The 13,189-nt window shown below is 44.2% G+C and carries 13 protein-coding genes; 8 read left to right on the top strand and 5 right to left on the bottom strand.

Annotated features, from left to right (window positions below; translation table 11 throughout):
- Positions 1–5: 5 nt before the first annotated feature.
- Positions 6–434, top strand: coding sequence for a universal stress protein (locus tag ACFSKO_RS13840; protein WP_380252603.1), 429 nt, complete (start codon positions 6–8; stop codon positions 432–434).
- Positions 435–631: 197 nt separating this feature from the next.
- Positions 632–1,039: a DoxX family protein gene (locus ACFSKO_RS13835; RefSeq protein ID WP_380252601.1), complete on the top strand. Its 408-nt coding sequence runs from the start codon at positions 632–634 to the stop codon at positions 1,037–1,039.
- An 84-nt stretch (positions 1,040–1,123) separates the two neighbouring features.
- On the opposite strand, the gene ACFSKO_RS13830 is transcribed toward ACFSKO_RS13835, so the two are convergent.
- From ACFSKO_RS13830 to ACFSKO_RS13820, 3 genes are all read right to left on the bottom strand, one after another.
- Complete coding sequence (locus tag ACFSKO_RS13830; RefSeq protein WP_380252599.1) at positions 1,124–1,819, bottom strand: glutathione S-transferase N-terminal domain-containing protein; 696 nt, start codon at positions 1,817–1,819, stop codon at positions 1,124–1,126.
- A 159-nt stretch (positions 1,820–1,978) separates the two neighbouring features.
- Positions 1,979–3,253, bottom strand: coding sequence for a multidrug effflux MFS transporter (locus ACFSKO_RS13825; RefSeq protein WP_380252936.1), 1,275 nt, complete (start codon positions 3,251–3,253; stop codon positions 1,979–1,981).
- A 76-nt stretch (positions 3,254–3,329) separates the two neighbouring features.
- Positions 3,330–4,247, bottom strand: a complete 918-nt coding sequence (locus ACFSKO_RS13820) for a LysR family transcriptional regulator (RefSeq protein ID WP_380252597.1) — start codon at positions 4,245–4,247, stop codon at positions 3,330–3,332.
- 175 nt (positions 4,248–4,422) lie between these two features.
- Here ACFSKO_RS13820 and betC point away from each other — a divergent pair, with 175 nt between their 5' ends.
- Together betC and ACFSKO_RS13810 are read left to right on the top strand one after the other, a co-directional pair.
- Positions 4,423–6,006: a choline-sulfatase gene (gene betC, locus ACFSKO_RS13815; protein ID WP_380252595.1), complete on the top strand. Its 1,584-nt coding sequence runs from the start codon at positions 4,423–4,425 to the stop codon at positions 6,004–6,006.
- A gap of 111 nt (positions 6,007–6,117) precedes the next feature.
- Positions 6,118–7,029, top strand: a complete 912-nt coding sequence (locus tag ACFSKO_RS13810) for an ATP-binding protein (RefSeq protein ID WP_380252593.1) — start codon at positions 6,118–6,120, stop codon at positions 7,027–7,029.
- Positions 7,030–7,106: 77 nt separating this feature from the next.
- Here the strand turns inward: ACFSKO_RS13810 and ACFSKO_RS13805 are convergent, their stop codons facing one another.
- Positions 7,107–8,306 (bottom strand): PP2C family protein-serine/threonine phosphatase, encoded by a 1,200-nt coding sequence (locus tag ACFSKO_RS13805; protein WP_380252591.1) that lies wholly within the window; start codon positions 8,304–8,306, stop codon positions 7,107–7,109.
- A 55-nt stretch (positions 8,307–8,361) separates the two neighbouring features.
- The gene (locus tag ACFSKO_RS13800; RefSeq protein WP_380252589.1) at positions 8,362–8,670 is read right to left on the bottom strand and encodes an STAS domain-containing protein; all 309 of its coding nucleotides are present in this window, start codon (positions 8,668–8,670) and stop codon (positions 8,362–8,364) included.
- Positions 8,671–9,679: 1,009 nt separating this feature from the next.
- On the opposite strand from ACFSKO_RS13800, the gene phnD reads away from it, so the two are divergent.
- The 4 genes from phnD to phnE (ACFSKO_RS13780) all read left to right on the top strand — a co-directional run bounded on the left by phnD (position 9,680) and on the right by phnE (ACFSKO_RS13780) (position 13,168).
- Positions 9,680–10,657 carry a phosphate/phosphite/phosphonate ABC transporter substrate-binding protein gene (gene phnD, locus ACFSKO_RS13795; protein WP_380252587.1) on the top strand — a complete coding sequence of 326 codons (978 nt, stop codon included), beginning with the start codon at positions 9,680–9,682 and terminating at the stop codon, positions 10,655–10,657.
- Between the two features lie 83 nt (positions 10,658–10,740).
- Positions 10,741–11,547, top strand: a complete 807-nt coding sequence (gene phnC / locus ACFSKO_RS13790) for a phosphonate ABC transporter ATP-binding protein (RefSeq protein WP_380252585.1) — start codon at positions 10,741–10,743, stop codon at positions 11,545–11,547.
- Positions 11,544–12,350, top strand: coding sequence for a phosphonate ABC transporter, permease protein PhnE (phnE, locus tag ACFSKO_RS13785; RefSeq protein WP_380252583.1), 807 nt, complete (start codon positions 11,544–11,546; stop codon positions 12,348–12,350). The genes phnC and phnE (ACFSKO_RS13785) overlap by 4 nt, the downstream gene beginning before the upstream one ends.
- Positions 12,350–13,168, top strand: coding sequence for a phosphonate ABC transporter, permease protein PhnE (gene phnE, locus ACFSKO_RS13780; RefSeq protein WP_380252581.1), 819 nt, complete (start codon positions 12,350–12,352; stop codon positions 13,166–13,168). Before phnE (ACFSKO_RS13785) ends, phnE (ACFSKO_RS13780) begins: the two co-directional genes overlap by 1 nt.
- Positions 13,169–13,189 lie beyond the last annotated feature (21 nt).

Below are 13,189 nucleotides of genomic sequence, written 5' to 3'. Positions count from 1 at the left end.
AAATAATGTTTAAGCATATCCTGTTAGCCGTTGATCTACAGCACGATGATAGCTGGGGAAAAGCGCTTCCTGTCGCAATTGAATATGCAAAGGCTTTTGGATCGACGCTGCATATCATGACTGTTGTTCCAAGTTTTGGCAGCAGTATTGTCAGCACGTTTTTTCCTAAAGATCATGAAGAGCAAATTATGGCTGGAACAAACAAAGCTTTGCATGATTTTGTTGCTAAAAAGATTCCGGAAGAGATCAAGGTCCAACATATCGTCGGGCATGGTAATGCTTATGAAGAAATTCTTCGTGTGGCAGGAGAAATTAAATCCGACGTGATCATCCTGGGTGCACACCGACTAAGAATGGAAAACTATTTACTTGGGCCAAACGCAGCTCGGGTGGTTCGTCATGCCAAATGTTCTGTATTAGTCGTACGTGAATAATTGAGGTGATCTGAGGATTATCAAAAATATATGGGCCTGATCTTTAGTGATCAGGCCCATTTTTAATGGTTAGGCTTCGTGTGCCGTGATGTTGATTGCTTTGGAGTGATAAAGGCAAGGTGGTATAAGCGATTGGATTTGTTTTGCACTTTATGCAATGATTCCAAACGCAGAGTGAAATAAGCTTGGGGAAAACAATGTTGAACATATTCCATAATACGGCCTTAGGCCTGTTAATCTTACGTCTTACGCTTGGTGGATTACTTTTCCTCCATGGCCTTAATAAATTAGAAAACCTTAGTGGATCCATAGAGTTTATCGGCAGCAAAGTTGTTGCAATAGGGCTGCCGGAGTTTGTCGCTTATGGGGTTTTATTTGGTGAAGTCGTTGCACCAATTTTGATTATTCTTGGGCTCTATTCGCGCTTAGGGGCTTTGTTGGTTATTGGAAATATGGTCTTTGCCATTATGCTGGTTCATACTCACCAACTATTCCTGTTAACACCACAGGGCGGATGGCAGCTAGAGCTACAGGGGTTTTTCTTGCTCACGGCAGTGGTGTTGCTCTTTACCGGATCTGGACGTCTTGCTGTTAAGGCTGATTAAGACTTTAGGTTTGTTCTACGCATCAACAACAAGGTCCTGCCAAATTTGACAGGGCCTTGTTGATGAAATGTATCTGCTGAATGTCTATCGGATGGCAGCGGCTGCTTCTTTTAGTGTGGTTAGGCTTGGTGCCTCCAAGCCCTTGTCCCAGTCAAAGGCCTCTTCGGCTCTGGCATAGGCACGGGCAGTAGCTTCGCGTGTAGTGATCCGTTCAACCCATTTTTTGAGGTTGGGGAAGTCATCGAGATCTTGTTGTTGCCACTCGTAATAAGCAACCCAAGGATAGGCGGCCATATCAGCGATAGAATACGCGCCAGTAATGTAATCACGATCCTCAAGTTGTTTGTCGAGAACGCCATAAAGTCGAGCTGTTTCTTTTACGTATCTGCTAATGGCGTAAGGAATTTGTTCCGGGGCAAAACGACCAAAGTGGTGATTTTGGCCAGCCATCGGTCCCAAGCCTCCCATTTGCCAGTGCAGCCACTGTAGGGTTTTGTAGCGTTCAGCACCGTCTTTTGGCAGGAATTGACCATATTTATCAGCCAAATATTCTAAGATTGCGCCAGATTCGAACAGGGGCATCGCTTTGTTGCCTGTTAAGGGGTCGTGATCGACCAATGCTGGTATCCTGTTGTTCGGCGCTATAGCTAGGAAATCTGGGTTGAACTGGTCGTCTTTCATAATGTTGATTGGCGTAATTCGGTAAGGGATCCCAATCTCTTCGAGTAATAGGGTAACCTTATGACCATTTGGGGTGGGAGCGTAAAAAAGATCCAGCATTTTTATTTCCTGTTTTTCTCAAAACTAAACGGGAATAGAGTATTCTCGCTTGGCGACGTTTTATGAGTTAATTTCATTGGAGATGGCAGGAGAGACTACGGGTTTCAAGAGGTGAAGTTAAATAAAATACCAATGAGTACTAAATTTAATGATGAATGCTTACGTCAGTTGGGCTTCAGGTTGCTTTTCAACCCACAACATAATGCCAAGAGAGGTGAGGCCAAGAACAGCAAAGGAATAGACCAAGGGCATAATGGTTGTATCGTAATTTTGGCCAATGGTGACCCCAATTGCCATGCAAATAAAGGTGGTTAAGGAGCCGACTACAGATGCCCCCATACCAGCAAGTTTGCCGAGGGGCTCCATGGCAAGAGTATTGAAATTACCAAAGAGAATACCGACACAGAAGAAGCTCAACATCATAAAGCCCATAAAAGCCCAGAGTGGAGGGCGGCCCCCGGTTAACGTTGCGGGAATAACAAAAAGAATGGCCAGGATTGTCATCGTGACAAGCGCGATCTTTGATAGCTTTCTCATGCCAAATTTCATTACAAGGTTGGCATTGGTCAATGAAGCCGCACCGATGGATAGCGCGAGGATAGCAAAGTAGAGTGGGAATAACTCTGTAATGGCGTATATGTCCTGAAAAATTTGTTGGGCACTGGTCAGGTAGCCAATAAATGCACCAAAAATAATGCCGGCTGCGATGGTGTAAGAGAGCGCTTGTTTGTTGCTCAGGATACTCTTGAGACCGGCCCAGAAATGGCTAAGAGATAAAGAAATACGATTTTTTTCAGTAAGTGTCTCGGGTTGGCGGGCCGCAAACCAGATAAGGACAATCGAAGCTAACAAGAAGAAGCTATAAAAGATTGCTTGCCAGTCGAAAAATATCAAGATGGATAGCCCTAGGGCGGGGGCTATAGTTGGAACGATAATAAAAACAGCCATGATAAAGGACATAATACGCGCCATGGCGCGCCCTTCGTACTGGTCACGAACCAAGGCGACTGAGATCGTCCGTGGTCCGGATGCACCTACGCCTTGTAGTAAGCGACCAATAAGCATAACGGAGAAGTCATTCGCGAGTGCGGAGATCACAGAGCCAACAATAAATATAATTAACCCAAGGTAGATAACGGGTTTGCGTCCAACGCTGTCCGAGAGGGGGCCGAAGAAAATTTGCCCGGTTGCCAAGCCTAAAAATATAATACCGATTATGAGTTGGGTATCATTGGCATTTGAGACTGAGAGTTCCTGACCCATTACGGGTAAAGCTGGCATGACTGCATCAATCGATAAGGCGACAAGCGACATCAAAAATGCCATCAGAGCAATGAACTCTCCTGAGCCCAAGGAAGGCTTTGACGATCCTAAAGAAGATTTTGGGTGTAATTGTGACATAGAACCTACAAAGCCAGTTAGTGATACGAACATCACATATAGGCCCTGTCCATCACGGGAACAAGCTGAGAGAAAACCGGGGGTAGGATTTTATTTAAAGATTAAGCCTTTAACACTGTTTGAGTATCCAATCATAAATACTTTGAACATGCGGGCTAGCGCCCTTATTGAGTGACATAATATAGGCGCGTGAGCTTTGTACGGTTTCAACACAAGCGGATACAAGAAGCCCTTGATCCATATAATCGTCTATTAACCCCTGCCAGCCCAGAGCGACGCCTTGATGATTAATCGCTGCTTGTAATATCAGGGTGTAGTTACTCAAAGATATCGCAGCCTTAGGTTTTTGTGCCTTGAAACCCAGTTGCGTAAACCAGCTGTCCCAATTGTGCCATGGTGCTTCTGGTGATGCAGATAGATTGAGTAGCGGTAAGGTGAGTAAATCTTTTGGTGATGTGATTGGCCCGTGTTTATTTAAAAATTCTGGGCTGCAAATTGCTTTGACCTCTTCAGCAAAAAGTGTGCAGCTCTTTTTACTGATCTCTGTGCTTCCAACAGGCTCTTGCAAGGAGATAACCAGATCACTTTGAATGTCTAGGGGGGCGCCGGGTGTCTGAGAAGTCACAACCTGAATATCTAAATCCTGAAAATTATCTCGGAGCTTTGCCAGTCTCGGTATCAACCAGTGGCCTGCAAAAGCAAAATCAGTGCTGATACGCACGCGCTTTATTGATTTTTTTGCATGAAGCTGTTCGAAGATGTCCTGAATATCGGAAAGGCTTTGGTGTGTCGCTGTGTATAGTGCCTCCCCGGCTTGGGTGAGCTTCACACCGCGGTTTTGGCGCAGGAACAAAGGCTCGCCAACAAACGATTCCAATCGTTTAATTTTTTGGCTTAGAGCAGGCTGTGTTAAATTTAACTGTTGTGCGGCCTTGGTCAGGCTCCCGTGTCTGCTTGCGATGTTAAAAGCGTGGAGTTCTGTGATATGAGTATGCATCTTGCTATCTAGATTATTTATGCCAGGCACGTCAATTTCCTGTCTACAAGCTGTAATTGTGTTCGTGTATTGTTTTGAAGCTAAAATTATTTATGGCTGGAGGTCAAACTTTTATGATTGAAATACCAGCCCTAACTGTTCAAACGATGCGCACGTTATTCCAAACTGAAAAGTGGTCAATATAACGCAGCCAAAGGTGGGAAATATGACAAAGAAACCTAACATTCTGATCATTATGGTAGATCAACTAAACGGTACCTTATTTCCCGATGGTCCTGCTGATTTTCTGCACGCGCCAAATTTACGTGCACTTGGGAAACGTTCTGTACGCTTTAAAAACAATTATACCGCCAGCCCTTTGTGCGCACCTGGCCGGGCATCTTTTATGGCCGGGCAATTACCGTCCCGTACCCGGGTGTACGATAACGCGGCGGAATACGCGTCTGATATTCCAACCTACGCCCATCACCTCCGTCGGGCGGGCTACTACACTTGTTTGAGCGGCAAGATGCACTTTGTCGGTCCTGACCAACTGCATGGATTTGAAGATCGCCTAACCACGGATATCTATCCGGCCGACTTTGGTTGGACACCGGATTACCGTAAGCCCGGTGAGCGTATTGACTGGTGGTATCACAACCTTGGTTCAGTCACAGAAGCTGGGGTGGCTGAAATCAGCAATCAGATGGAATATGACGACGAGGTGGCTTTTCATGCTCAACAAAAACTTTACCAACTCGCCCGAGAGATGGGAGGAGATGATGATGAAACTGGAGATAACACGAACTCAAAAGATAAAGGTACTAAGCGACCTTGGTGCTTAACGGTCAGTTTTACGCATCCACACGATCCTTACGTCAGCAGGAAAAAGTTTTGGAATTTGTATGAAGACTGCGCGCACCTTGAGCCGACAGTTGAGGCAATTCCATACGAAGCGCAAGACCCTCATTCACAACGGCTTTATAAAGCCAATGACTATGAAGCTTTTGATATCGCCCCTGAAAATATCAGGCGATCCCGTCAGGCATATTTTGCCAATATTTCTTATCTGGATGAAAAAGTGGGAGAACTGTTGGATGTACTCAAGCGCTGCCGTATGGACGAAGAGACAATCATTGTGTTTTGTTCGGATCACGGGGATATGTTGGGAGAACGCGGCCTCTGGTTCAAGATGAATTTCTTTGAAGGTTCTGCGCGTGTCCCGCTGATGATTTCTGTGCCTGAAGGAGTGAAAGGCTGGGGTGAAGCAGGGCTTATTAAAGCACCTGTTTCCAATTTAGATATCGTTCCGACCCTTGCGGATCTTGCCGGGGTCGATTTGAGCGATGTATTGCCCTGGACTGACGGTGAGACTCTGGTTCCCTTAACGCTCGGCGTGGAAAGAGTTAGCCCGGTTTATATGGAATATGCTGCCGAAGGGTCCTACGCTCCGCTGGTCTCTATCCGAGAAGGAAAATATAAATTTAACCATTGTGAGTTAGATCCCCCGCAGTTGTTCAATTTGGAGACTGATCCAAATGAACTTAACAATCTGGCTGCCCATGATGAAAATGCAGAGCTTTTGGATAGCTTTTTAGTAAAGGTGCGGGCGCGATGGAACCTAACTTTGTTTGATGGGCAAGTTCGTGAAAGCCAAGCACGTCGCTGGGTTGTGTATGAAGCTTTACGCAATGGGGGGTATTTTCCGTGGGATTTTCAGCCTCTACAAAAAGCATCAGAGAAATATATGCGTAACCATATGGATCTCAATATTCTTGAAAATAATGCGAGATTTCCTCGGGGCGAATAAGTAGAGCAATGATGGGTTGAAAACCTCTTTATCGTTTCTTTAGGAACCGTGTGTAGAATAGAAGCAATTATTTTCGGTACTGCCAGTGATCTCACAGGTCAGGGGGAATTGATGGATTTTGGAGAGCCTCGGATACTGTTACTTGAGCCGAATGACGCCACGCGACAGGAAATAGAACAAACGCTGATTGGTAAAAATTTTGAAATTATAAGCTCTTTTGCGCCAGATGAGATCTTGTTCACTGATGCTGGAGGAGACGTTGAGGATACTTCGCCGATTGGGCTGATTCTTGTGTCCGATGAATTTAGTCGTGACATATTATTTGCGTCGTCGCTTGTGCTGGGCGCTACGCGACTTTTGCCTCAACAAATTCCTGTCGTCGTTATGACGGAGGCCTTAGATAGAAAATCTCCTTTGGAAATGGTGATCAATAATTGGTTTCATACAATCCAAAAACCATTTGATCCTGAAATTCTGTGTTCGGTTGTTTGTGCTGCAATAAATCAATTTAATCATGTTCGCGAGCTGTTACACCAGCTTGAAACCAGATCTTCGGCTATTGGCTTGATAACCGCGGGTACTTTTGAGTTACGGGATCTGGATGAGGCGCGTAATTTAACAACGATGCTTACACTTGCATGTCCAAGATCTGATCAGGTGGTTATTGGGCTTAGTGAATTATTACAAAATGCGATTGAGCACGGGAATTTGGAAATTGGATTTCGCTTAAAGTCAGAGTTACTGGAAACAGGCCGGCTTCTTGAGGAAATAGAAGAAAGGTTAGGGCAGGCGCCTTATCGAGAGAGGTTGGTGCGGGTAAATTTTTCCCGAACAGAAAAGGAAATTGTTTTTATTATTCAAGACGAGGGAGCTGGTTTCAACTGGCGTAAATATCTAGCGATTGATGAGGACCGTTTGAATTCTAGTCATGGCAGGGGGATTGCTCTTGCTAAAATGATGGCCTTTACGGAGTTGAATTATAACGGATTGGGCAACAGAGTTACAGCTCGGCTAACGCTTTAGAAGCACGAATTCCATCTCAAGTTAAATTATCTCAAAGAATTTTCTATCTTAAGCATTTGGTTAGTAACATTATTTTTCTATAGATAGTCAAATGAGAGTACCGTCAAATCATCCTGTATAGGTTCATCAATCCTCTCAAAGAAGGTAGCAACAACCTGGTTCAATAAATTAGGATTAGGAGCCTTCACGGAAAAAGTTTTTATCAGTGATATCAACTCTTCGTCGTCGAGCATCTTTTTGTTGTGTAATTTAGTTTCTACTAATGCATCGCTGAAACAAAAAAGGAAATTGTCTTCTGTAAAATCAATGGTGTTGATTTCATAAGTTGTTGATTTACTGACCCCTAAGGGAACCCCCGTGGTGTCCAGATATTCATAATTTTTAAGGTTTGCCCAGCTCCCAACTATTGGAGGAGGAGCTGCCGCCGCGGTATAGTGCAACTGTTTAGATTGTGGTGAAATTACTCCCATCAGCATAGTCGCATATTGCCCTGTTGGTAACATCTCACATAAATTTTTATTTATACTCGACAGTAATAAGTCCGGGGTTAACCAGGCCTCTTTGACATTGAATAAAAGAGTGTGCAAACGAATTGTATTAAGTGCGGATACGACGCCATGACCTGAAAAGTCAGCCATGTAAAATCCGACTTGACCGTCTTCCATAAGGCGTGTGCCCCAAAAATCACCCCCTAGTTCTGACGACGGTTGAAAAAATGATGAAACGTTGAGTTTGGTTTTATTCTGTATTTCGGTGATTAAATCGACGGAAGGTAAAAGGCTTTGTTGCACGTCCTTGGCGGTAGATAACTCATCGGTAACTCTGCGCCTGTATTGTTCCTGCCTTTCGCTGAGAACTAAATTTTTTAAATGTAATTTTGTCCGAATGACCAGTTCGTGAGCATCAACAGGCTTTGTAATTAGATCGCTGGCGCCAACTGAGAAGGCCTTGAGGCGTTCTTCTTTATCGTTCATGGCAGTTTGGACAATGATGGGGATAGAGGCGGTACTTTTTACTTTTCGAACTAAGCTGCAAACTTCCATGCCGCCCATGATGGGCATCATAAGATCTAAAATAATGAGGTCTGGTGGATTCTTTACTATTTGATACATGGCTTCTTGGCCATTTTCAGCCAGAATAATTTGATCAAATCCAGCTTTTTTGAGGATCAACTCTATTAAATGTCGTAGGGTCTTGATGTCCTCTACGACTAATATGCGCCGGTGGGAAATCTCCTTGAATGAAAGGTGCTCTGAATACGTGTCAGAAGAGAACATTGCGTCTGAATTCTCCTAAATTAGCAGGACACTGGGTCGTGGTAATAGGAATAGCCTACTGATCAGTGATTTTGACGATTGTTTCTAGTTTCGCAAGATGGAACATTTTTTTGACTTTTTCTCTCGGGTTGCTGATCGAGAACTGCCACCCTTCTTGATCGGCACGCTCGTTTGCAACCAAAAACATGCCAAGACCGGCCGAATCAACGTATTCAACTTCAGTGAGATCCAGCTGAATACTTAAAACACCTGTTTTTAAAGCTTCATCAATCATGCTTCTAAATGTGGGGTGATCATTGAAGGTGAGCTCCCCTTTCATTAGGCACTTAGTGAGCGTGGGCTTGGATGAGAATGAATAATTCATCGTATGGTGTCCTTCGCTATGAAGATTCTTGTATTTAATTTCTCGTAGTACCTTGGCTACGGTCTTCATTCACTGTAACGAGCTTTTGATTATTAATTTTAATCAATAACTGACGAAACGATACTTTCTGTCTAGAGGATAATTAAGGGCTGTCTGTTCTGTCGATGCCAATACCTGTCAAAATAATACGTCCCTATTTCAATATACGTGCTCCTAGATAAGGCTTTCTCTACGGGGAAACTCAAGTGCATCTATAATATTTTATTCAATTTTTGATTAGATACGTTCGCGAATTCTTTTGGTATATATTGGTAATGAAATGGATAGAGACTTACTGATGATCGAGGCTAAATGCTCCATGTAAGCTGTTGAAGAGCGATTTGTGATGATCTTTTCAAAAACTTAAAGTGTCATGCTTACACGCTGAAAAGTTTCGGAGTATTGCACCTTATAAGTGTGTCTTTAATTGGTTAATAAGTAATTAAAATAGTGTGTTATGGCATTGAGAGATGGTAATTTTGGTTGGGTTATTGTTGATCATAAATCCTTGTGGTTGTGTAGAGTTGATCTTGGCCTTTTAACCATGATTTTATCAAATAGTACCACTGTTTCTTTCGTGTATAATGAGTGAGAAAAATATAATTTTGATTATAAGCAATTGAGTTATTGCAGTGTTTTTTGAAATTGATAACAAAAAATAGAATTTATACTTACTTTGGGTAGATGCTGCGTACAGATTATATCTGGATTAAATTTGATCAGTTCTATCTATTTTTGTAATGTAAAATGGGTTTCAAATGAAAGATAGTTGTGTTTCAATTGAAAATATTCAAAGATTTTATGCTGTAAAACGAGTGTGGTGTCTTTGGGAATAAGTTTGAGGTGATGTGTTATAATGTTTTCCTCATAAGCTGTTTTAAAAAAATAAATCAATAAACGACTGAAAATAAGGCCTTTTATAAGCTTTAAGACCTAGACAGAGAAACTTTCAATATACTGGGAGGTATTGATGAAACTTCGGGACATTTTATTTGGTTGTGCAAGCGTACTAGCTTGTCTTTCCCTCAACGTATCAACTGTTGCGGCCGATGAGTGCGCGCGGGGCGATTTAGATACGCGTTTTTGTGATGTCGATGGTGATATGATCGCCGACACGCCAACTGATCCTTCGAAATTACTGGATCCGGATACTCTTATTTTTGCTTATACACCTGTAGAAGATCCTGCAGTTTATAAGGAAGCCTGGTCTGATTTTATTGATCACCTAGAGAAGAAAACGGGTAAAGACGTTGTTTTCTTCCCTGTTCAGTCCAATGCTGCTGAAATTGAAGCTATGCGTTCTGGTCGTCTTCATATCGCCGGTTTCAACACGGGTTCGAACCCGTTGGCAGTGAACTGTGCTGGTTTCTCACCTTTCACCATTATGGCCCGCGAAGACGGTAGTTTTGGTTATGAGATGGAAATCATCACTTACCCAGGCAGTGGCGTCGAAAAAGTTGAAGACCTTAAAGGCAAAGCTCTAGCCTTTACATCGCCAACATCTAATTCAGGCTTCAAAGCGCCATCTGCAATCCTGAAAGCAGACTTTGATTTAGTCGAAGGTCGTGACTTCGAAGCCACTTTCTCTGGTAAGCATGACAACTCCATTCTTGGTGTTGCCAATAAAGATTATATTGCGGCATCTATCGCGAACTCCGTTAAATTCCGGATGATTTCTCGTGATGTGATCAAGGCTGATCAAGTCAAAACCATTTATACATCGCAAACTTTCCCAACCACTGGGTTTGGTGTTGCTTACAATCTGAAACCAGAACTTCAAGCGAGCATCAAAGACGCTTTCTTTAGTTTTGAGTGGGCAGGTTCGTCATTGGAAAAAGAGTTCTCTAAGTCAAAAGAAAGCCAGTTCCTTCCAATGACATACAAAAAGTTCTGGGACGTTATTCGTAAGATCGATACGGCTAACAATGTGTCCTACGCTTGTAAGTAACAGGCTTTTTTGAATAGAGATAAACAAACCCGGTGCCTGCAAAGGTGCCGGGTATGTTGTGTTAAAAGACAGGTAGAGTTGGCATGTTACACCTGAATAAACTTACTAAACAGTACGCTACAGGCGATAAGGCTCTCACAAGTGTAGAGCTTGAAATTCCCAAGGGACAGGTTGTTGCTTTAATCGGTCCCTCCGGCGCGGGTAAAAGTACGTTGATCCGCTGTATCAATCGTTTGGTCGAGCCGACCTCTGGTACGGTTACGCTCAATGGAAAAGAACTGACGAAGCTCGGTTCTGGCGCGTTGCGTCAGGCAAGGCGGCGTATGGGAATGATTTTCCAAGAGTATGCTCTGGTTGAGCGCCTGACCGTTATGGAGAACGTTCTGTCCGGTCGTTTGGGTTATGTTGGATTTTGGCGTTCATTTTTCCGTATTTATCCACAAAGTGATGTTGATGAAGCTTTCCGTCTTCTTGAGCGGGTTGGTCTTGACCACATGGCAGACAAACGCGCAGATGAACTGTCTGGAGGACAAAGGCAGCGTGTTGGCATCGCCCGTGCTTTGATACAGGACCCAGAATTACTTCTCGTTGATGAGCCGACAGCATCTCTTGATCCCAAAACTTCTCGTCAGATTATGCGTTTAATCTGTGAGCTTTGTGCAGAACGCGATCTTGCTGCAATCATTAATATTCACGATGTTGCTCTCGCACAAATGTTTGTCCAACGTGTTGTTGGCTTGCGTTTCGGCGAGATTGTTTATGACGGTCCACCGGATCAGTTGAAGCCGGAGACTTTGACCGAAATTTATGGTGAAGAAGATTGGGAAGCGACGATTGAAAAAATTGATGATGAAGAGTTAGATGAGGCGGAACAAGGGGCGGTAGCATGAGTTCCTCAGTAATGGCTAGGCGGAAATGGCGAAAGCCTCCGATGATCAAGAACCCGCTGATACGCTGGGGACTGATCTCTGTCTCACTGATCTACCTTGTTCTCGCCTTTGGGTCGTTCGATGTCAACTGGGCCCGGGTGTACGAAGGCTTGGATCGCGGCTGGGAATTTGTTGTGGCCTTCTCCAGTCCTGATTTTACCAGTCGCTGGTCGGATATTTCCGCGGGCATGGCTGAATCTGCGATTATGACTGTAACCTCCACGGCTTTCGGGATATTGATTTCAATTCCGATCGGACTTGGTGCCGCCCGAAATATCGCGCCGCTGCCGGTCTACATAATCTGCCGCGGCATCATTGCGGTTTCTCGTGCGTTGCACGAAATCATCGTTGCGATTTTGTTGGTTGCTATTTTTGGTTTCGGACCCTTTGCCGGTTTTGTCACGTTGTCTTTCGCGACCATTGGTTTCCTGGCAAAACTTCTCGCCGAAGCCATCGAGGATACCGAAAAATCCCAGGCCGAAGCGATCAAGGCAACGGGTGCGGGTTGGTGGCAATGGGTTACCTATGGCATCCAACCACAGGTTATGCCCCGTCTGATCGGTCTTTCAATGTATCGCCTGGATATCAACTTTCGTGAATCAGCGATTTTAGGTCTTGTTGGTGCCGGTGGTATCGGCGCGACCTTGAATACGGCTTTCGATCGTTACGAATTCGATACTGCTGCTGCGATTATCATCATCATCATAGTTGTCGTTATGATCCTTGAGTTTCTCTCAGGCATTATCCGCGAGAGGTTACAATAATGGCTATTTCGACAAATAATGCCGGACAGAAAGTCTGGCAAGTTCGCGACCGAAATGCGCAACTCAAACGTTGGTTGATATATTTTTTAAGCGTCATCGTGATCATGTACTGTTGGCAGAAAATATCTTCGGCGACGACCTGGTATTTTGTCTACGATGCCCCTCGGGTTACCGGTGACATCGGCGGCCGTGCTATGCCGCCGAAATGGAGCTATATCAACGAACTCTGGGAACCCTTGTGGGATACCATCAATATTGCCACTCTCGGGACATTGTTATCTTTAGTGATTGCTGTACCTGTTGCTTTTATGGCTGCTCGCAATACAACGCCACATAAGATTTTCTGCCGTTGGCCAGCTCTGTTTATCATAGTATCATCACGATCGATAAATTCCTTGATCTGGGCCTTGTTGTTGGTGTCAATTATTGGTCCAGGCATATTTGCCGGGACCATTGCCATTGCCCTGCGGTCTATTGGATTTTGTGCCAAGCTGCTATATGAAGCTATTGAAGAAATTGATGAAAACCAGGTTGAAGCCATAACCGCTACAGGGGCTAGTCGCTGGCAGGTCATGGCCTACGCCATTGTACCTCAAATCATGCCGTCATTTGCCGGGATCACCGTCTTTCGTTGGGATATCAATATCCGCGAGTCGACAGTGCTTGGTTACGTGGGAGCTGGAGGAATTGGTTTGCACCTAGATTCCTCAATGAACGTATTGGCCTGGCCGCAAGTGTCGTTGATCATTTTGGTTATCTTTGCCGCGGTTATCGTAAGCGAGGTTGTTTCAGCTAAGGTGAGATCCGCGATTATCTAGCTCAACTTTGAAACTGTAAAA

The sequence above is a fragment of the Kiloniella antarctica genome, assembly GCF_042682825.1.
GTDB classification, from domain to species: domain Bacteria; phylum Pseudomonadota; class Alphaproteobacteria; order Kiloniellales; family Kiloniellaceae; genus Kiloniella; species Kiloniella antarctica.
Note: the sequence above shows the minus strand (reverse complement) of the source record. Positions and strands in the feature narration are given on the sequence as shown.